Below are 19,246 nucleotides of genomic sequence, written 5' to 3'. Positions count from 1 at the left end.
TGGTCGAATGGACCCCGTGACCGTGTACCGCGAACGACTCTGGGCCCCGCCCGCCCTCTACCTGGCGACGGCGCTCGTCATCCCCGCGAGCCTCCTCGTCTTCCTGCCGATCAGCGTCCTCGCCGGCGTCCTCGTGGCGATCGGGATGTACGCCGGGGTCGTCGTCCTGCTCGGGGTCCTCGCCCCCGTGGTCGAGGTCACCGACACCGAGTTCCGCGCCGGACGCGCGCACCTGCCCCGAGGCCTCGTGGGTGCGGTCACCGCGTACCAGGGCGCGGAGGCCACGACCCAGCGCGGTCCGAAGCTCGACGCCCGTGCGTGGACGCTCTTCCGCGGCTACGTGCGCGGCGTCGTCAAGGTCGAGGTCGCCGACCCCGCCGACCCGACGCCGTACTGGCTCGTCAGCGTGCGGCACCCGGAGCGCGTGGTCGAGGCGCTGCGCGCCTGAGGACCGGCCGGGAGGCGCGGGTCGGGCCCGCCCCGCGCGCCGGCCCCGTCGGCTGGTCCCGTCCACCGACACCGTCGGCTGGTCCCGTCCACCGACACCGTCGGCTGGTCCGGCCCGTCGGGACGACGGAAGGCCCGCCACCCCGAGGGGTGACGGGCCTTCCGGTCGATCTGCCTAGAGCGAGGCGCACTCCGCGCACACGGGCCCGAGCTTCGACTCGTGGTCGAGCTGCGAGCGGTGCTTCACGAGGAAGCACTCCACGCACGTGAACTCGTCGACCTGCGGCGGGAGCACGACGACGTCGAGGTCGACGTCGCTGAGGTCCTGTCCGGCGAGCTCGAAGCTGCCGGGGTTGTCCGAATCATCGTCGACGACCCCCGACATCTTGTCGGGCACGCGCTCCTTGAGGGCCTCGATCGACTCTGAGTCAGAGGATTCGTCGGTCTTCCTGGGGGCGTCGTAATCGGTGGCCATGCCCATCCATTTCTCGGTTCGAGAGGTCGTCGCCGGTGATCGGCGGCGACAGTTTGCACCACGGCCCCGCAGAGCGCAAACCGAACGCGCTGTGGGATCGTCAGGCCCTGCAACCGGACACCCGACCCGGACATTCCCGGGTGCCGCACACCGGTCGGCACCAACCCGCGGCGCGCCCGTGCGCCTCCGCCGGATCGGCCCGGGGCCCCTGCATACTCCTCGGGTACGCGCACGACCGTACGGACGCTCGGGAGGCGGAACCATGCAACACGTGAGAGTCATCGGAGTCGAGGCCGGGGCACTCCTGCTCGCGACCGACGGCGGCACCGAGTTCCGGTTGCCGGTCACCTCGTCGCTGTCGAGCCAGGTCCGGCAGGCGAACCCCGACGCGGGCCCGCAGAAGCGCGTCTCGCCGAAGGACGTCCAGGCACGCATCCGCGGTGGTGCCGACGCCGCCGACGTGGCCTCGGCGCTCGACGTCGACGTCGAGTACGTCCGTCGCTTCGAGGGCCCCGTGCTCGCCGAGCGTGCGTTCATCCTCGACGCAGCACGCCGCGTGCCGGTCACCCCGGCGGACGCCGAGTCCCCGGACACCTTCGGCGAGGCCATCGACGCCAAGCTCGCGTCCGGCGACGCCACCGCGGTCACGTGGGGGTCCTGGAAGCACGCCGAGCACGGCTGGCAGGTGCGCGTCCGCTACACCGCGTCCGAGGTCGAGCACGACGCGCAGTGGCTCTTCGACCCGAAGACCTCGACGCTGACCCCGGACAACGGTGACGCCCACCGGCTGTCCGACACCGAGGAGGAGGGCATCGCCCCGCGCCTCCGTGCGGTGGAGAACGACCACCAGGCAGCCGACGGCACGCGCTTCGACTCGGGCGCGTTCCGCGTCGAGCAGGTCGAGGAGCAGCAGCCAGAGCCGGAGGCCGCCGAGCGTCCGCTCCGTGCGCCGCTCCCCCGCATCGGCGCCGCACCCGTCGAGGACCGCTCGCCGGGCAACGAGACCGCCGACCTCCTCGAGGCCCTGCGCCGCCGCCGTGGTGAGCGCGAGGCCGCGGCGTTCGGCGAGCAGCAGGACGAGCCGCGCGGCACGTCCATCAGCGTCGTCGACATCCCCCTGCAGGGCTTCGACTCGCCCGTGTCGGCCCCCGAGCGCGGCGATGCCCGCCCGGCATCGGCGCCGGACGCCGACGCGCGTCCCGACCGCAAGAAGCGGAACCGCCGCTCGATGCCGAGCTGGGACGAGATCGTCTTCGGCACCCGCCCGGAGGACCCGGCCTGACCGAGCGCGCCTGACCGCCGGGGTCAGGCGGCGAACGCCCCGCCGAGCCGGAGCGGCACGAACACCTCGTCGTCGGTCATGGCCCCGTGCTGGCCGATCATGCGCTTCGGCGTGTCGCGCGGCCCGACCTCGCGGTCGTCGTTGAAGGCCCAGGAACCCCGCGCCACGACCACGACGTCGCCGATGCGCGGGAGCACGCGCTCGTCCACGGCGCCGAACCACCCGGCCGCGACCGCCTCGTCACGGCTCGCGACGTACGCCTTCTTGCCGTAGCGGACCCGCCAGGCCTCGACGAGCGCCGGGACGTCGGTCCCGGGTGCGACCGTGAGCTGCCGGCAGCGCGGGTCACCGGCGACCCCGACGACGTCCTCGAGCAGCGCCGGGTCGATCGCCACGTTCGCCTGCTCCGGCACGTCGAGCACCCCGTGGTCGGCGGTCACGAGCAGCCCGACGTCGGGCGCACCGCGGTCCTCGAGCCGGGCGAGCTCGCCGTCGAGGAGCTCGAGCGCGGCCGTCCACCGGTCGGACTGCCACCCGTGCTTGTGCCCGATCGAGTCGAGCTCCGGCACGTACAGGTAGACCAGGGACCGGCCGGTCGCGGTCTCGGCCAGTGCGGCGTCCACCCGCTGCGGGATGCTGTCTGCGGCGACGTAGCGCGCGCCGCCGAGCACGCTCGCGGTCATCCCCGACGCGCGGTACCGGGTCGGACCGACCACCACGGGGTCGACCCCGAGCAGGACCGCGTCGGTGAAGACCGTCGACGCGAGCAACCAGTCCGCGGGCACGACGTCGTCCCACCCGCTCAGCAGGTTCATCACCCGCGCTGTGTCCGGGTTCCACCCGCTGTACCCGACCACGCCGTGGGTCCCGGGCGAGCGACCGGTCGTCAGGGTGCTCAGGGCGGCGGCGGTCGTCGTGGGGAACCCGCTGCGCATCCGCTTCCCCCCGGTGGCGAGCCAGCGCGCGTGTCCCGCTCGCGCAGCCAGCGCGGCGGACCCCAGGCCGTCGACCAGCACGACGACCGCGGAACGGGCGGGACGGAGGGTGATCCGCGCCTCCCGGCCGGTGGCACGCAACCACGCGTCGTCGGCGGCGCCGAGTGCGACGAGGCAACTCGGCAGCACGTCGGCGAGGTTCGCGGGGGCGTCGGGGGCGCTCGGTACGCTGGGGGGCACCCCCAGATCCTCCCAGAAAGGTCCCATGGCACGCACGGAAGCAGTCGGCCTGCCCGACGGTGAGCGCATCGAGGACGTCGACGTCTCCGAGGAGATGCAGGGTTCGTTCCTCGAGTACGCGTACTCCGTCATCTACTCGCGGGCACTGCCCGACGCACGCGACGGCCTCAAGCCGGTGCAGCGTCGCATCCTGTACCAGATGGCCGAGATGGGCCTGCGCCCGGACCGCGGGCACGTCAAGAGCGCGCGCGTGACGGGCGAGGTGATGGGGAAGCTGCACCCGCACGGCGACGGCGCGATCTACGACGCCCTCGTGCGGATGGCGCAGCCCTTCACGATGCGCGTCCCGCTCGTCGACGGACACGGCAACTTCGGCTCGCTCGACGACGGTCCGGCGGCCGCGCGCTACACCGAGGCCCGGCTCGCCGAACCGTCGATGGCGATGACCGAGGGGCTGAACGAGGACGTCGTCGACTTCGTCCCGAACTACGACAACCAGATCATGCAGCCGGCGGTCCTGCCCGCGGCGTTCCCGAACCTGCTCGTCAACGGGGCCTCGGGCATCGCGGTCGGCATGGCGACGAACATGGCGCCGCACAACCTCGGCGAGGTCGTCGAGGCCGCCAAGCACCTGCTCCTGCACCCGTCGGCGACGCTCGAAGAACTCATGGAGTTCGTCCCCGGTCCCGACCTGCCCTCCGGCGGCACGATCGTGGGGCTCTCCGGGGTGCGCGACGCCTACGCCTCCGGGCGCGGCTCCTTCCGCACCCGCGCCAAGGTCAGCGTCGAGAACCTGACGCCGCGCAAGACCGGCCTGGTCGTGACCGAGCTGCCCTACCTGGTCGGCCCGGAGCGCGTGATCGAGAAGATCAAGGACGGCGTCCAGTCCAAGAAGCTCGTCGGGATCTCGGACGTCAACGACCTGACCGACCGCAACCACGGCCTCCGGCTCGTCATCGGCATCAAGTCCGGCTTCAACCCGACGGCCGTGCTCGAACAGCTCTACAAGCACACCCCGCTCGAGGACGGCTTCGGCATCAACAACGTCGCGCTCGTCGACGGTTCCCCGCGCACCCTCGGGCTGCGGGAGCTGCTCGACGTGTACGTGCGGCACCGCATCGCGGTCGTCACCCGTCGGTCGGAGTACCGCCTCGCCCGGCGCCGGGAGCGGCTGCACCTGGTCGAGGGTCTGCTCGTCGCGATCCTGGACATCGACGAGGTCATCGAGGTCATCCGTTCCTCGGACGACTCCGAGACCGCTCGCGGCCGCCTGCAGGACGTGTTCGACCTCTCCGAGGTGCAGGCCGAGTACATCCTCGAGCTCCGGCTGCGGCGGCTGACGAAGTTCTCGCGCCTCGAGCTCGAGGGCGAGCGCGACCAGCTCCTCGCCGACATCGCCGCGCTCGAGGAGCTCCTGGCCTCGGACGACCGGCTCCGTGCCCAGGTGGCGCTCGAGCTCACCGAGGTGTCCGACCGCTTCGCGACGCCGCGCCGCACGCTGCTCACCGAGGCCGACGCGCCGGTCCGCGGCGCCCGCAAGGCTGCGGTCGACCCGGAGTCCCTGCAGGTCGCCGACTCGCCGTGCCGCGTGCTGCTGTCCACCACCGGGCGGCTCGTGCGGGTCGACATCCCGGACACCGACCTCGGCATCGTGCGGGTCCCGAAGCGCTCGAAGCACGACGCGGTCCGCTCCACGGTCGTCTCGACGGTCCGCGGTCGGGTCGGTGCGCTGACCTCGACCGGACGGGTGCTGCGGTTCTCGCCGGTCGACGTCCCCTCGGTGCCGCCGGCGTCGGTGCGGCTCGACGCGGGCGTCCGCGTGGCCGAGTACCTCGGCATCACCCGCACCGAGACCGTCGTCGCCCTCGTCGACCTGTCCGACGGCGCCACCGACTCGCTCGCGATCGGCACCGAGCAGGGCGTCATCAAGCGCGTCGCCACGGGTGCCTGGCCCGACAAGGACGAGTTCGTCGCGATCGGGCTGAAGTCGAAGGACACCGTCGTCGGCGCGGCGCAGGCACCGGAGAGCGACGACCTGGTGTTCATCACCTCGAACGCGCAGCTCCTCCGCTTCCCCGCCGTCGGCGTCCGCCCGCAGGGGCTCCCGGCCGGTGGCGTCGCAGGCGTGTCCCTCGCTGCGGGTGCCTCGGTCGTCTGGTTCGGCTCGGTCCCGCGCTCCGACGACGCGGTCGTCGCCACGGTCTCGACGTCGTCGGGCGCGCTGCCCGGCACCGACGCGGGCCGCGCCAAGGTGTCGGCGTTCTCGGAGTTCCCGGTCAAGGGCCGGGCGACCCAGGGGGTCCGCGCGCACGCGTTCCTCAAGGGCGAGGACGGCGTGACCGTCGCCTGGGCGGGCATCGCACCGCCGCACGCCGTCGGCTCCGACGGTGCCGCACGGACGCTGCCCGACTGGCTGTCGAAGCGCGACGGTTCCGGTGCGCCGCTCGAGGCCGTGATCGCGACGATCGGCGGGAGCGCCGCGGCGCTCGACGGGACCGCGGGCGAAGCGTAGCGGCGGGCGGCGCCGGCGTCACCGCGTGCGGGCGGCGCCGGCGCCACCGCCTGCCGGCGTCACCGCCTGCCGGCGTCCCCGCCCGGAGCGGCGACGCCGGCAGGCCTCGCTCGCGCTCAGGCGTCGATGCGGTCCCGGTCGAGGCCCTCGCCAGCCAGGATGAACTCCTTGCGCGGCGCGACGTCGTTGCCCATCAGCAGCTCGAAGACCTTCGCGGCGCCCTCGGCGTCGGTGACGTTCACCCGACGCAGGGTCCGGTGCGTCCGGTCCATCGTCGTCTCGGCCAGCTGGTCGGCGTCCATCTCGCCCAGGCCCTTGTACCGCTGGATCGGCTCCTGGTACTTCTTGCCCTGCTTCGCGAGCTTCTTCAGCACGGCCTGCAGCTCGGCCTCGGAGTAGGTGTACAGCGTGTCGTTCGGCTTGCCGCGGTTCACGACGACGACCCGGTGCAGCGGCGGAACGGCGGCGAAGACGCGGCCCTGCTCGATCATCGGACGCATGTACCGGAAGAACAGCGTCAGCAGCAGGGTGCGGATGTGCGCGCCGTCGACGTCGGCGTCGGACATGATGATGATCTTGCCGTAGCGGGCCTGGTCGATCTCGAACGAACGACCGGAGCCGGCGCCGATCACCTGGATGATCGACGCGCACTCGGCGTTCGAGAGCATGTCGGAGACCGAGGCCTTCTGCACGTTGAGGATCTTGCCGCGGATCGGCAGGAGCGCCTGGTACTCGCTGTTGCGCGCCAGCTTCGCGGTGCCGAGCGCCGAGTCCCCCTCGACGATGAACAGCTCGGTACCCTCGGCGTCCTGCTTGCGGCAGTCGGCGAGCTTCGTCGGCAGCGAGGAGTTCTCGAGCGCGTTCTTGCGACGCTGCGTCTCCTTGTGGGCGCGCGCGGAGATGCGGGTCTTCATCTCGGCGACGACCTTCTCGAGCACGAGCGCCGCCTGCGCCTTCTCGGTCCGCTGCGTCGAGGTGAGGATGTCGGTGAGGTGCTTCGACACGACCTGGTCGACGATCTTGCGGACCGCCGGGGTGCCGAGGACCTCCTTCGTCTGCCCCTCGAACTGCGGCTCGGGCAGGCGGACGGTCAACACGGCGGTGAGCCCGGCGAGGACGTCGTCCTTCTCGAGCTTGTCCTGCCCGACCTTGAGCTTGCGGGCGTTGGCCTCGACCTGGGTCCGCACGGCCTTCACGATGCCCGACTCGAAGCCGGCCAGGTGCGTCCCGCCCTTCGGCGTCGCGATGATGTTGACGAAGCTGCGCTCGATCGTCTCGTACCCGGAGCCCCAGCGCAGCGCGATGTCGACCTCGCACGCGCGCTCGACGGACGTCGACACCATGTGGCCCTTGTCGTCGAGCATCGGCACGGTCTCGGTGAACGTGCCCGTGCCCTGGATGCGCCAGACGTCGGTGACGGCGCTGTCGAGGGCGAGGTGCTCGACGAACTCGCTGATGCCGCCCTCGTACCGGAAGCGCTCGACGACGGGCCCGGCGGCGACGGTCGTGCCCGTCGCCTCGGCCCGCTCGGCCGCGGCGGCGATCGACGCCGGGCGCTCGTCGGTGATCGTGATGCCGAGCCCGGGCACCAGGAACGCGGTCTGGCGCGCCCGGCTGACCAGGTCGCTCGTGCTGAACTTCGCGTCCGGGGTGAAGATCTGCCGGTCCGCCCAGTAGCGCACGCGGGACCCGGTCACACCCTTCTTCACCTTGCCGACGACCCGCAGCTCGCTGCCCGACGTGTACGGCGAGAACGGTGCGTCCGGGCCGTCGCCGTCGAACACCCCCGGCTCACCGCGGTGGAAGGACATGGCGTAGGTCTTGCCGCCCCGGTCGACCTCCACGTCGAGGCGCTCCGACAGCGCGTTGACCACCGAGGCGCCGACGCCGTGCAGTCCGCCCGAGGCCGCGTACGACCCCGAACCGAACTTGCCGCCGGCGTGCAGCTTCGTGAACACGACCTCGACACCGGTGAGCCCGGTCTTCGGCTCGACGTCGACCGGGATGCCGCGCGCGGTGTCCCGTACCTCGACCGAGCCGTCGGCGTGGAGCACGACACCGATCTCGTCACCGTGTCCGGCGAGGGCTTCGTCGACCGAGTTGTCGATGATCTCCCACAGGCAGTGCATGAGGCCGCGGGAGTCGGTCGACCCGATGTACATGCCCGGACGCTTGCGGACCGCCTCGAGCCCCTCGAGGACGGAGAGATGGCGCGCAGAGTAGTCGGAGCTCACCCGCCGATGGTACCGACGCGCACCGACACCCTCGGCCGAGCGGAGCGGCGCGCCTCGGACTGGGGACAAGTGGTCCGCGGTGAGCGAAACAGGGTGCGCGCGATGCAGGGTTCCCAGCCACCACGTGTTCAAATGGTGACTCAACGCACCCCCTGCGATCCGTGAGGAGCACAGCAATGACCCAGACCGTGCACGACCTCTCCATCGACGAGACCACCAGCAACCAGCTCACCGCGCTCGACCGCTGCGACAGCTGCGGAGCGCAGGCCTACATCCGCGCGACGATGGCGAGCGGCGAGCTCTACTTCTGCGCGCACCACGGTGCTGAGTTCAAGGACAAGCTCGCGGCCACCGCGATCGAGTGGCACGACGAGAGCAGCCGACTCTACGAGTCGAAGTAGGCGCTCCCCCACAGCAGACGGGAGGCGCGGTGCCAGCTGGCACCGCGCCTCCCGTCTTGCTGTGTGCGGCAGGTCCCCCGGAACGGGTCGGTCTGCCGGCCCGCGGGATCAGGTGATCCGCTTGAAGGCCTTGTCGACGTAGCGGTCGACCGTCGCGCGCGCCTCGCGCGCGTACCGGTCGATCGTCGCGGTCCGCTCCGGGTCCGGGGCGTACGCGCGGCCGAGCCGCGCGGTGGCCGCAGCGAGCACTGCGTCGGTGAGCTGCGGGTTGAGCGGCAGGAGCGGCCCCTGCGTGTGCGTGCCGAAGGACGTCCCGACGATCGCGCCCTCGACCGGGGAGCCGGCCTGGTTGCCACCGCCGGAGACGACGTCGGCGAACGGTTCGACGCCGGCGCCGAGCTCGATCCGGGTCGCGTGGTCCTCGAAGCCGGCCAGGCGCGTCGGAGCGCCGGGCAGGAGCGGGTACCGGGCGTCGAGGACGAAGTAGTTCACACGACGCTCGGCCCCACGGACCGCACGCGCGTCGAACACGCCGAACCCGGTGACGGGCTCGCCCTCGGTCGGGACGACCTCGTTCGTCGCGAGGTCGAAGCCACCACCGACCGCGACCACCGGCACGCCGGAGGCCGCCAGGTCGCGCAGGGGGGCGCCGACACGGGCGACGTCCGCCCCGAGCGACCGCATGGCGCTGAGGGGTCCGTTGCCGACCACGACGACGTCGGCTGCGGTGGGCAGGTCGTCACCGGGGGCGTACTCGACGACCTCGGTCGCGATGTCCGCCGCCTCGGCCCGGCGGACCAGGGCCGCGACGTTGCCACGGTCGCCCGAGACGCCCATCTGGCGCGGGTACACGTGCAGGATGGTCAACCGGTCGGCGGTCATGCCGTCTTCTCCATGTCGCCGTGCCCGAGGGCCTTGCGGGCGATCATCATGATCTCGTAGTTGACGATGAAGTTCTTCGTGCCGGAGGTCGTCGCTCCGAGCTGCTCCATGTGACGGATCGCCGCCTCGACGTCCGGCTCGACGCGGTCGATGCGGACACCGGCGTGCTCGAGCGCGATCGCGATCTGCCAGGCCTTGTCGCCCGACACCACGTCGACGTGGTCGAGCTTCGAGAAGTCGATGTCGTAGATCCACGAGATGTCCGGGGTGCCCTCGTCGATCGCCATGAGGACCTGCTCCGGGCTGTCCGGCAGTGCGTCGAGATTGAGCTGGAGGCTCGCGGCGTTCTTGAACATCGTGAACTCGGCGGACTCGCCGGCGATCGGGAGCCGCTCGCCACGGCCGTACGCCGGCTTCATCGTGCCGAACGCCCGCGTGACCGCCTCCGCGCGGAACTGCGCGCCGAGTGCAGCACTCGCGGTCGCGGTGGCCGCCGCGGCGTCGACCGCGTAGTGCAGGCCGCGCGCCGGCAGCCGGACGGGGATGTCCGTCCCGGCGAAGCGGATCGTCGCACCGTCGCCGGTGTTGACGACCACCTCGGACTCGGCCGGGTTCGGCTCGCCGTCGGTGCGGTCGAAGTCGTCGGCGTTCTGCAGGCCGTTCGGCGCCGCCGCCACGACCTCGGCGCTCGCACCGAACCGCAGCACGCGCTGCCCCGGCTCCGCCGTGTAGGCGTCGAGGAACTGGTCGTCGCGGTTCGTGATGACGTTCGCCGTCGAGAGCGCCGCCGTGTCGAGCATCATCGCCGCGACGCGCTCGGTCTCGAAGAACCGGTAGAGCTGGTCGACCTGGACGTTGAGCATCGTGACCGTCGACGGCGACAGGATCCCCGCGAGTTCGACCGCGAAGGCCTCGTCGACCTCGAGGATGCCGATGTCCGCCTTGAGCCGACCGGTCAGCGACACCTCGGACAGGAGCGCCGAGGCGATCCCCTGCGGCAGGTTCGCACCGGACGGGTTCGTGAACACCCGGAGCCCGTGCGCCCGCACGATGTCGGAGATCATGTGCGTCGTCGTCGACTTGCCGTTCGAGCCGAGCACGAAGACGACGCCGTTCGGGAACTGCTTCGTCACGTGCTGCAGGAAGTCCGGCACGAGCTTGAGGACGATGTAGCCCGGGTAGGCGGATCCCCCGCCGCGCGCACGTGCGAGGGCGCGGAGGACCCGCCCGACCAGGATCGGGATGAGGAAGCGCATCGGCCTACTCGAGGTAGTCGCGCAGCGACTGCGACCGCGACGGGTGGCGGAGCTTCGCCATCGTCTTGGACTCGATCTGGCGGATGCGCTCGCGCGTCACACCGAACGTGTCACCGATCTGGTCGAGGGTCTTCGGCTGGCCGTCGCCCAGGCCGAAGCGCATGCGGATGACGCCCGCCTCGCGCTCGGACAGGGAGTCGAGCAGGCTCTCGAGCTGCTTCTGCAGCATCGTGAACCCGACCGCGTCGGCCGGCACGACCGCCTCGGTGTCCTCGATGAGGTCACCGAACTCCGAGTCGCCGTCCTCGCCCAGGGGCGTGTGCAGCGAGATCGGCTCGCGGCCGTACTTCTGCACCTCGACGACCTTCTCCGGGGTCATGTCGAGCTCGCGGGCGAGCTCTTCCGGAGTGGGCTCGCGACCGAGGTCCTGCAGCATCTGGCGCTGGACGCGGGCGAGCTTGTTGATGACCTCGACCATGTGCACCGGGATGCGGATGGTGCGGGCTTGGTCAGCCATGGCGCGGGTGATCGCCTGGCGGATCCACCACGTCGCGTACGTCGAGAACTTGAAGCCCTTGGTGTAGTCGAACTTCTCGACCGCACGGATCAGGCCCAGGTTGCCCTCCTGGATGAGGTCCAGGAACTGCATGCCGCGGCCGGTGTAGCGCTTGGCGAGCGAGACGACCAGACGGAGGTTCGCCCCGAGCAGGTGGCTCTTCGCGCGCTGCCCGTCACGGGCGACCCAGCGGAGCTCGCGCTCCTCGGACTTGGACAGCCCCGTGCTGTGCTGCAGCTTGTCCTCGGCGAACAGGCCGGCCTCGATGCGCATCGCGAGCTCGACCTCCTGCTCGGCGTTGAGGAGGGCGACCTTGCCGATCTGCTTCAGGTAGTCCTTGACCGGGTCGGCCGTGGCGCCCGTGATGGTCGTCGAGTAGACCGGGGCCTCGTCGTCGTCGGACTGCGAGATGACCAGCGCACCGGCGGCGACGGCTGCCGCGGCGTCGGGCTTCGCAGCCGTGCCCTCGGTCTCGGTCTCGTCGGCGTCGTCCGTCGCGTCGACGACCTCGTCCACGGGCTCGACGGCCTCGTCCTCGTCGACCTCGTCAGCCTGCTTCTTCGCACGGCTGGTGGTCTTCTTCGGCGCAGCCTTCTTGGCGGCTGGCTTCTTCGCGGCGGTGGCCGGTGCGGCGCGCTTCTTCGGCGCGGCCTTGGTCTCGGCCGCGGGCTCGTCGCCGGTGGCGACGCCCTCGGGCTCGGTGTCCTTCGTGGGATCGATCGTCGTGCTCCGGGCAGCCATGCGATCACCTCTCTCGTCGTGCCACGTTCGTGGGGTCGTGGCCTCCCTCGCCGCCCAGGGCGTCCGCCGCAGTCCCCCGCGTCACACGTCCTACCGTTCCGGGCAGCACGAGGACCCATGTCAAGTCCCCCGCGTTCGCGGCGCAGTCGAGCGTCACGGTTGCGAGGGGGCCAGAACGGGTCCTCGGTCTATTGTTGCACGGCCTTCTTCCGCAGGCGCGCAACGAGTGCAACCCAGAGCGGTCCGACCTGTATTCCTTCCTGCGCGTGCAGCTCCCGACGAGTGCGCCGACGGGCGTGCAGGAGCATGCCCACGCCGATGCCGACGACGACGTACTGCACGGTCAGGGCGACCCGGAAGTTCTCCCAGTCGAAGACCGTGCGCCCCGTGGCCCCGGACACGACGTCGAGCAGGGTCCCGATGAGGAACATCATCACGAAGGCCGCCAGGAAGCCGCCGACGTTGACGACGCCGTTCGCCGATCCGAGGGACCCCACCGGGTTGAAGCTGCGGGCGAAGTCGAAGCCGATCAGGGAGCCCGGTCCGCCCACGCCCATCGCCACGACGAGCAGGACGAGCAGCCACGTCGGCGGGTGCCCTGGCCAGAGGAGCACCGCGGTCCAGACGAGTGCGAGCGCTCCGACGATGCCGAGCACGAGGTTCGACCGACGCAGTGGGAACCGCGCGCAGAGGACCCCGAGCACCGGACCGGCGACGAAGCCGACGACGACGATGACCGTGAGGAAGGTCGCCGCCTCGGACGGGGTGTAGCCGAGCCCGCGGAGCATCGGAACGCCCCACAGGAGCGAGAACACCGTGCCGGACGACTGGGTCACGTAGTGCGACCAGAACCCGAGCTGGGTGCCCGGTCGGCGGAGGGCGTGCCCGAAGGTGTGGAACGCGCCTCGCCACGAGTGCGGCAGGGGCAAGGGGATGGTGTCCGTCCGGACCGGCACCGGCCCGTTGTGGACGAACACCACGGCGAGCAGCAGCCCGACGAGGCTCGCCGCCGCCGCGACACCGAACGCCGGGGTCCACCCGGCGGTGTGGAGCAGGACGGCGAACGGGAACGCGGACAGCACCTGCCCGACCTGGCCGAGGTTGCCCGTCCACTGCGAGACCTGCGGCAGGATCCGACCGCTGAACCACATCGGCACGAGCCGGATCACCGAGATGAACGTCATCGCGTCACCGGCACCGACGAGGACCCGGCCCGCGATCGCCGGCCCGATCGTCGGCGAGCAGGCGACGACCGCCTGGCCGGCCACCAGCAGCGCCGCGCCGAGGAGCACGAGCCGGCGCGGTCCGACCCGGTCGAGCGCGATGCCCACCGGGATCTGCAGCCCGGCGTACACGGCGATCTGGACGACCGCCAGGGTCGACAGGACGGCGGCGGACACCCCGAAGCGGTCCTGGGCGTCGACGCCCGAGACACCGAGGGACGAGCGCTGCACCACGGCCAGGACGTAGGCCAGCACCGCGACGCCCCACACGAGGAAGGCACGACGGGAGTTCACCCCACCAGGCTACCGAGACCGGTGCGTCACCAGCGTCCGCCTGTGCACGACGCGAGTGACGAGGCGGGCTGTGGAGGAGCCTCCAGTCCGACCGCCCGGCACGCTGGGACGGGAGCCGCCGCGTGTGCGCTCCGCGCGCTCAGTCGGCGGCTGCGTCGCCGTCCGGACGGCGGTCGGCGAGGAACCGCTCGAGCTCCGCCGCGATCGCGTCGGCCGTCGGGACCTCGCCGTCCACCCCGGTGAGGGGCGACCCGACGGGGTTGCCCTCCATGTAGGTGTCGTGCCGTTCCTCGAGCACCGAGACCAGCCGCTGCAGCTCGGCGTTGCCGGCGACCTGCTCGTCGACGCGGGTCAGGAACTCGCGACCCGCCTCGCGCAGGGCGTCGGTCGGGAAGATGAGCCCGGTGGCCGCGGAGATGCCCGACAGTCCCGCGACCGCGGCGTCGGGGAACTCGGTGTCGCCGAGGTAGTGCGGGACGAGCAGGACGAGCCCGGTGACCTGCGCACCGGACGAGGCGAGGCGGTGCTCGACGAGGTGCAGGACGTTCGCCGGCGCCTGCGTCTCGGGCTTCCAGACGCTCATCTGCTCGACGAGGTCGGCCCGCGTGCCGGAGACGGTGAGCCCGACCGGCCGGGTGTGCGGGACCGGCATCGGGATGGACTGCAGCCACGTCGTGTCGGCCACCTGCAGGCGGTCGGCGAGCTCGGTGACGGCGCGGACGAAGCGGTTCCACTGGAAGTCGGGCTCGTACCCGGTCAGGAACAGGAAGGGCTGCCCGAGCTCGTCGCGTACCAGGTGGAGCACGAGCCGGGGCGGGTCGACCGCGGTGATGTGGTCCTGCTCGAAGGTGATGACGGGGCGGCGGGCGCGCCAGTCGAGCAGCGCGTCGGGGTCGAACTCCGCCACGAGGTCGTGCTCGAGCCCGAGGATCGACGACGCGACCTGGGCGACGGCCGACCCCGCGTCCACGAAGCCGGTCAGTCCGGCGACCAGGTGCAGGCCGGCCGGGACGTCGGGAGCGGCGTCGGCGACGGTGTACAGGTCCTCGGGGTGGTTCACCGTCCCATGCTAGGCGGAGGCCCCGACGGGACCGGGCCGGACACCCACGCTGTCGGCGAACACGTGCTGGATAGGCTGGGCGCATGGTCCGACCGACGCTCTCCACCTCATCATCCGCACCCTCCGACGTCGAGGCCGACGTCCTCGTCCTCGGGGTCGTCCCGGGGAAGGACGGCGGCGCGCCCACCCTCGCTGCGGGCGCGACCGGCACGCTGGACGCCCTCGTCGACCTGGACCTCGCGACCGTCGGCGTCACCGGCGCGAAGGACCAGCTCATCCGCCTGCCCGGCACCGGGGTCGCCGCCGCCGGCATCGCGCTCGTCGGCCTCGGCTCCTCGGTCGACGTCGCGGCGATCCGCTCGGCCGCGGGCAGCGCCGTCCGGCAGCTCCCCCACGCCTCGTCGATCACGCTCGCCCTCCCCACCGACTCGGCCGAGCTCGTCGACGCCGCGCTCGAGGGTGCCGCACTCGGCGCGTACGCCTTCACACGCCACAAGGGCGCCGGCACGACCGGCCCGACCCGCGGCGACCAGCGCATCGAGGTCCTCGCACCGTCCGACGTGCCGGCCGACGCCACGGTCCGTCCGGCGATCGTCGCCGACGCCGCCGCCCTCGTCCGCGACCTCGTCAACACCGCGGCCGGTGACCTCGGTCCCGCCGACGTGGCCGACGTCGCGGTCGCGCAGGCCGAGGGGCTGCCCCTGACGGTCGAGGTGCTCGACGAGCACGCGCTCGAGGAGCAGGGCTTCGGCGGCATCCTCGGCGTCGGACGCGGATCCGAGCGCCCGCCGCGCCTGGTCGTCGTGCGGTACCAGCCCGAGGGCGCAGCGAAGCACCTCGCCCTGGTGGGCAAGGGCATCACGTTCGACACCGGCGGGCTCTCGCTCAAGCCCGCCGCGTCGATGCTCGGCATGAAGACCGACATGACCGGCGCCGCGACCGTGCTCGCCGCGACCGTCGCGGCCGCACGGCTCGGGGTCGACACGCGCATCACCGCGTGGCTGTGCCTCGCCGAGAACATGCCGTCCGGCTCGGCCACCCGCCCCGGTGACGTGCTGACGCTGAAGAACGGCAAGACCGTCGAGGTCACGAACACCGACGCCGAGGGCCGTCTCGTGCTCGGCGACGGCATCGCAGCGGCCTCGCTCGAGCAGCCCGACGCGATCGTCGACGTCGCGACGCTCACCGGTGCACAGGTCGTCGCGCTCGGCGACCGCACCACCGGCCTGATGGGCAGCGACGACCTCGTCGCCCGCGTCCGTGCCGTCGCCGACGCCGTGGCCGAGCCGATCTGGCCGATGCCGCTGCCCGAGGAGCTCGACGCACGCCTCGCCAGCGACGTCGCCGACATGGTGAACGCCACGGTGGGCAACCCGTCCGGCGGGATGCTCCTGGCGGGCAAGTTCCTCGAGCGCTACGTCGGCGAGGGCATCCCGTGGGCGCACCTCGACATCGCCGGTCCGTCCGAGCACAAGGGCGGCGGCTACGGCTGGCTCGGCAAGGGGGCCACGGGAGTCATGGTGCGCACGCTCGTCCGGCTCGCAGAAGAGCTCCAGTCCAAGTAGTAGGTTGGTCCCGGCGGGGCAGCGCACCGACGCGCCCCCGCCGGAACCAGCGGGACGGGACCGGAACCATGCGGTCCGACCGTCGGACGCCGCCTCCGCGGTGTCCAGTGGGGTCCGACCCGGACCCCGACACGCACGAGGGAGTTGCACCAGGTGACGGAACAGACTTACGACGTCGTGGTCCTCGGTGGCGGCAGTGGTGGCTACGCCGCTGCGCTCCGGGCCGCGGAGCTCGGCATGAGCGTCGCGCTCATCGAAGGGGACAAGCTCGGTGGCACCTGCCTGCACCGCGGCTGCATCCCGACCAAGGCGCTGCTGCACGCCGCCGAGGTGGCCGACGCGACGCGTGACGCCGAGAAGTACGGCGTGGTCGCCGAGTTCGCCGGTGTCGAGGTCCCGAAGGTCATCGAGTACCAGCAGGGCGTCATCAGCTCGAAGTACAAGGGCCTGCAGGGCCTGGTCAAGGCCCGCGGCATCACGGTCGTCGAGGGCTGGGGCCGCCTCACCTCGCAGAACACGGTGCAGGTCGGCGACCAGACCGTCACCGGCAAGAACGTCGTGCTCGCCACCGGCTCCTACTCGAAGTCCCTCCCGGGCCTCGAGATCGGCGGCCGCGTCATCACGTCCGAGACCGCGTTGAAGATGGACTACGTCCCGAACAAGGTCGTCATCCTCGGTGGCGGCGTCATCGGCGTCGAGTTCGCGAGCGTCTGGAAGTCCTTCGGCGCCGAGGTCACCATCGTCGAGGGTCTCCCCCACCTCATCCCCGCCGAGGACGAGTCGATGTCGAAGCAGCTCGAGCGCGCGTTCCGCAAGCGCGGCATCGAGTTCTCGCTCGGCATCCGGTTCGACCACGTCGACCAGCACGAGAACGGCGTCGTCGTGACGCTCGAGGACGGCAAGACCTTCGAGGGCGACGTCCTCCTGGTCGCCGTCGGCCGTGGTCCGCTCACGCAGAACATGGGCTTCGACGAGGTCGGCGTCGCGATGGACCGCGGTTTCGTCACCACCGACGAGCGTCTCGCCACCAACCTGCCGAACGTCTACGCCGTCGGCGACATCGTCCCCGGCCTGCAGCTCGCGCACCGCGGCTTCCAGCAGGGCATCTTCGTCGCCGAGGAGATCGCCGGTCTCAAGCCGGTCGTCATCCACGACGTCAACATCCCCAAGGTCACCTACTCCGACCCCGAGGTCGCATCGGTCGGGCTCTCGCAGTCCAAGGCCGAGGAGCAGTACGGCGCCGACAAGGTCGACACGTACGAGTACAACCTCGCCGGCAACGGCCGCAGCCACATCATCGGCACGTCCGGTGCCGTGAAGGTCGTCCGCGTCGTCGACGGTCCGGTCGTCGGCGTCAGCATGATCGGCGCCCGCGTCGGCGAGCTGATCGGCGAAGCCCAGCTCGCCGTCAACTGGGAGGCGTACCCGGAGGACATCGCCCCCCTCATCCACGCGCACCCGACGCAGAACGAGTCGCTCGGCGAGGCGTTCCTCAAGCTCGCGGGCAAGCCGCTGCACGCACTGTGATCACCACGACCACCGTGCGCAGCGCGACCACGACATCCACCACCACAGCAACCCGCGAACAGGAGCCCACCCGATGAGCGAATCCGTCAACCTCCCGGCGCTCGGCGAGAGCGTCACCGAGGGCACGGTGACCCGATGGCTGAAGAACGTCGGTGACCGCGTCGAGGTCGACGAGCCGCTGCTCGAGGTCTCGACCGACAAGGTCGACACCGAGATCCCGTCGCCGATCGCCGGCGTCGTCGAGGAGATCCTCGTCCAGGAGGACGAGACCGTCGAGGTCGGCACCGCGCTGGTGAAGATCGGCGACGGCTCCGGCTCGGGTTCCTCCGACTCGGGCGACTCCGGCGCCGAGCAGGCCCAGGGTGCCGACGAGTCCGCCGCAGAGGCGAGCGAGCCCGAGACGGCTCCGAGCACCGAGCAGCAGGAGGAGCAGCAGGCTCCCGAGCCCCAGCAGGCCGAGCCGGCTCCGGGCGGGCAGACGCAGCCCGCCGCCCCGCAGGCCCCCTCCGCTCCCCCGGTCCCGCAGGCCGCTCCGGTGCCGCCGCCCGCCGCCGTCCCGGCAGCGGTCCCGGCGCCCGCCCCGGCCGCCGCTCCGGCCGCATCGGGCTCCGCCGCCAGCGCGTCGGTCCCGCAGCCGAACCAGGACGCCGCCGCATCCGGCTACGTCACCCCGCTCGTGCGCAAGCTCGCGAACGAGCAGGGTGTCGACCTGTCGACCGTGACCGGTTCGGGTGTGGGGGGACGCATCCGCAAGGAGGACGTCCTCGCCGCCGCTGAGCAGGCCAAGTCCGCAGCCGGGTCGTCCTCGACCGCGGCATCTGCCCCGGCCGGCCCGTTCGTCGCCGAGACCTCGCCGCTCCGCGGCACCCGCGAGAAGATGTCGCGCCTCCGCAAGGTCGTCGCCGAGCGTGCCGTGCAGTCGATGACCTCGACCGCGCAGCTCACCAGCGTCGTCGAGGTGGACGTCACCAAGGTCGCGCAGTTCCGCGACGCGAACAAGGCGCAGTTCCTCGAGAAGACCGGCTCGAAGCTCAGCTTCATGCCGTTCTTCGCGCTGGCCGCCTCGGAGGCGCTCAAGGCGCACCCGAAGATCAACTCGACGGTCGAGGGCGACGAGATCGTCTACCCCGAGCACGAGAACGTGTCGATCGCGGTCGACACCGAGCGCGGTCTGCTCACCCCGGTCATCAAGGACGCGTCGTCGCTCGACCTGGCGCAGTTCGCGAAGGCCATCGCGGACCTCGCCGAGCGCACCCGGAACAACCAGCTCAAGCCCGACGAGCTGGCCGGCGGAACGTTCACGCTGACGAACACCGGGTCGCGCGGCGCGCTGTTCGACACCCCCGTCGTGTTCCTGCCGCAGTCGGCGATCCTCGGTACCGGCATCGTCACGAAGCGTCCGGCGGTCGTCAAGGTCGACGGGCAGGAGGCGATCGCGATCCGCTCGTTCGTCTACCTCGCGCTGTCGTACGACCACCGGATCATCGACGGTGCCGACGCATCGCGCTACCTCGTCGCGGTGAAGAACCGCCTCGAGGAGGGCAACTTCGGCCCGAACCTCGGGTACTGATCCCGGCGCTCGAGCCCTGCCACCGGAACGGCCCCGGTCCCCTCGT

The 19,246-nt window shown here is 71.7% G+C and carries 15 protein-coding genes; 7 read left to right on the top strand and 8 right to left on the bottom strand.

What is annotated here, in order from left to right:
• Nucleotides 1-7: 7 nt before the first annotated feature.
• Nucleotides 8-448 (top strand): DUF3093 domain-containing protein, encoded by a 441-nt coding sequence (locus QOL15_RS07600; protein ID WP_253181671.1) that lies wholly within the window; start codon nucleotides 8-10, stop codon nucleotides 446-448.
• Between the two features lie 174 nt (nucleotides 449-622).
• On the opposite strand, the gene QOL15_RS07595 is transcribed toward QOL15_RS07600, so the two are convergent.
• Nucleotides 623-922 (bottom strand): DUF4193 domain-containing protein, encoded by a 300-nt coding sequence (locus QOL15_RS07595; protein ID WP_065963598.1) that lies wholly within the window; start codon nucleotides 920-922, stop codon nucleotides 623-625.
• A 271-nt stretch (nucleotides 923-1,193) separates the two neighbouring features.
• Between QOL15_RS07595 and sepH the strand changes: the two genes are divergently transcribed.
• Entirely contained in the window at nucleotides 1,194-2,204 is a 1,011-nt protein-coding gene (sepH, locus tag QOL15_RS07590) for a septation protein SepH (protein ID WP_171898799.1), read from the top strand.
• A 23-nt stretch (nucleotides 2,205-2,227) separates the two neighbouring features.
• On the opposite strand, the gene QOL15_RS07585 is transcribed toward sepH, so the two are convergent.
• Nucleotides 2,228-3,379, bottom strand: coding sequence for an alkaline phosphatase family protein (locus QOL15_RS07585; RefSeq protein ID WP_065963584.1), 1,152 nt, complete (start codon nucleotides 3,377-3,379; stop codon nucleotides 2,228-2,230).
• A 25-nt stretch (nucleotides 3,380-3,404) separates the two neighbouring features.
• On the opposite strand from QOL15_RS07585, the gene QOL15_RS07580 reads away from it, so the two are divergent.
• Nucleotides 3,405-5,891, top strand: coding sequence for a DNA topoisomerase (ATP-hydrolyzing) subunit A (locus QOL15_RS07580; RefSeq protein ID WP_071246859.1), 2,487 nt, complete (start codon nucleotides 3,405-3,407; stop codon nucleotides 5,889-5,891).
• Nucleotides 5,892-6,007: 116 nt separating this feature from the next.
• Here the strand turns inward: QOL15_RS07580 and QOL15_RS07575 are convergent, their stop codons facing one another.
• Complete coding sequence (locus QOL15_RS07575; protein ID WP_065963579.1) at nucleotides 6,008-8,125, bottom strand: type IIA DNA topoisomerase subunit B; 2,118 nt, start codon at nucleotides 8,123-8,125, stop codon at nucleotides 6,008-6,010.
• A gap of 176 nt (nucleotides 8,126-8,301) precedes the next feature.
• On the opposite strand from QOL15_RS07575, the gene QOL15_RS07570 reads away from it, so the two are divergent.
• Nucleotides 8,302-8,526: a hypothetical protein gene (locus QOL15_RS07570; RefSeq protein WP_065963576.1), complete on the top strand. Its 225-nt coding sequence runs from the start codon at nucleotides 8,302-8,304 to the stop codon at nucleotides 8,524-8,526.
• 108 nt (nucleotides 8,527-8,634) lie between these two features.
• Here QOL15_RS07570 and QOL15_RS07565 read toward each other — a convergent pair whose 3' ends face one another.
• The 5 genes from QOL15_RS07565 to QOL15_RS07545 all read right to left on the bottom strand — a co-directional run bounded on the left by QOL15_RS07565 (nucleotide 8,635) and on the right by QOL15_RS07545 (nucleotide 14,538).
• Nucleotides 8,635-9,408, bottom strand: coding sequence for a type 1 glutamine amidotransferase (locus tag QOL15_RS07565; RefSeq protein WP_071246854.1), 774 nt, complete (start codon nucleotides 9,406-9,408; stop codon nucleotides 8,635-8,637).
• The gene (locus QOL15_RS07560) at nucleotides 9,405-10,664 is read right to left on the bottom strand and encodes a MurT ligase domain-containing protein (RefSeq protein WP_071246852.1); all 1,260 of its coding nucleotides are present in this window, start codon (nucleotides 10,662-10,664) and stop codon (nucleotides 9,405-9,407) included. The genes QOL15_RS07565 and QOL15_RS07560 overlap by 4 nt, the downstream gene beginning before the upstream one ends.
• 4 nt (nucleotides 10,665-10,668) lie before the next feature.
• Nucleotides 10,669-11,961 carry an RNA polymerase sigma factor gene (locus QOL15_RS07555; protein ID WP_139197436.1) on the bottom strand — a complete coding sequence of 431 codons (1,293 nt, stop codon included), beginning with the start codon at nucleotides 11,959-11,961 and terminating at the stop codon, nucleotides 10,669-10,671.
• A gap of 188 nt (nucleotides 11,962-12,149) precedes the next feature.
• Nucleotides 12,150-13,478: a nitrate/nitrite transporter gene (locus tag QOL15_RS07550; protein ID WP_071246849.1), complete on the bottom strand. Its 1,329-nt coding sequence runs from the start codon at nucleotides 13,476-13,478 to the stop codon at nucleotides 12,150-12,152.
• A gap of 139 nt (nucleotides 13,479-13,617) precedes the next feature.
• On the bottom strand, nucleotides 13,618-14,538 hold the full coding sequence (locus tag QOL15_RS07545; protein ID WP_071246848.1) for a proteasome assembly chaperone family protein: 921 nt from the start codon (nucleotides 14,536-14,538) through the stop codon (nucleotides 13,618-13,620).
• A gap of 83 nt (nucleotides 14,539-14,621) precedes the next feature.
• Between QOL15_RS07545 and QOL15_RS07540 the strand changes: the two genes are divergently transcribed.
• From QOL15_RS07540 to sucB, 3 genes are all read left to right on the top strand, one after another.
• Nucleotides 14,622-16,103, top strand: coding sequence for a leucyl aminopeptidase (locus QOL15_RS07540; protein WP_071246846.1), 1,482 nt, complete (start codon nucleotides 14,622-14,624; stop codon nucleotides 16,101-16,103).
• A 153-nt stretch (nucleotides 16,104-16,256) separates the two neighbouring features.
• A complete protein-coding gene (gene lpdA, locus QOL15_RS07535; RefSeq protein WP_071246844.1) occupies nucleotides 16,257-17,630 on the top strand; it encodes a dihydrolipoyl dehydrogenase in 1,374 nt (457 codons plus the stop codon).
• Nucleotides 17,631-17,703: 73 nt separating this feature from the next.
• Nucleotides 17,704-19,200 carry a 2-oxoglutarate dehydrogenase, E2 component, dihydrolipoamide succinyltransferase gene (gene sucB / locus QOL15_RS07530; RefSeq protein WP_071246842.1) on the top strand — a complete coding sequence of 499 codons (1,497 nt, stop codon included), beginning with the start codon at nucleotides 17,704-17,706 and terminating at the stop codon, nucleotides 19,198-19,200.
• Nucleotides 19,201-19,246 lie beyond the last annotated feature (46 nt).

The organism is Curtobacterium sp. MCBA15_012 (genome assembly GCF_001864935.2).
Classification (GTDB): Bacteria; Actinomycetota; Actinomycetes; order Actinomycetales; family Microbacteriaceae; genus Curtobacterium.
The sequence above is the reverse complement of the archived record's forward strand: the minus strand, read 5'-3'. Positions and strand labels throughout refer to the sequence as shown.

What these genes read in the sequence shown, in the direction of transcription:
- QOL15_RS07570 (WP_065963576.1), top strand. Translation starts at nt 8,302, where the DNA reads ATGACCCAGACCGTGCACGACCTCTCCATCGACGAGACCACCAGCAAC.
- sucB (WP_071246842.1), top strand. Translation starts at nt 17,704, where the DNA reads ATGAGCGAATCCGTCAACCTCCCGGCGCTCGGCGAGAGCGTCACCGAG.
- QOL15_RS07540 (WP_071246846.1), top strand. Translation starts at nt 14,622, where the DNA reads ATGGTCCGACCGACGCTCTCCACCTCATCATCCGCACCCTCCGACGTC.
- QOL15_RS07565 (WP_071246854.1), bottom strand. Translation starts at nt 9,408, where the DNA reads ATGACCGCCGACCGGTTGACCATCCTGCACGTGTACCCGCGCCAGATG.
- QOL15_RS07600 (WP_253181671.1), top strand. Translation starts at nt 8, where the DNA reads ATGGACCCCGTGACCGTGTACCGCGAACGACTCTGGGCCCCGCCCGCC.
- QOL15_RS07595 (WP_065963598.1), bottom strand. Translation starts at nt 922, where the DNA reads ATGGCCACCGATTACGACGCCCCCAGGAAGACCGACGAATCCTCTGAC.
- QOL15_RS07555 (WP_139197436.1), bottom strand. Translation starts at nt 11,961, where the DNA reads ATGGCTGCCCGGAGCACGACGATCGATCCCACGAAGGACACCGAGCCC.
- QOL15_RS07580 (WP_071246859.1), top strand. Translation starts at nt 3,405, where the DNA reads ATGGCACGCACGGAAGCAGTCGGCCTGCCCGACGGTGAGCGCATCGAG.
- QOL15_RS07560 (WP_071246852.1), bottom strand. Translation starts at nt 10,664, where the DNA reads ATGCGCTTCCTCATCCCGATCCTGGTCGGGCGGGTCCTCCGCGCCCTC.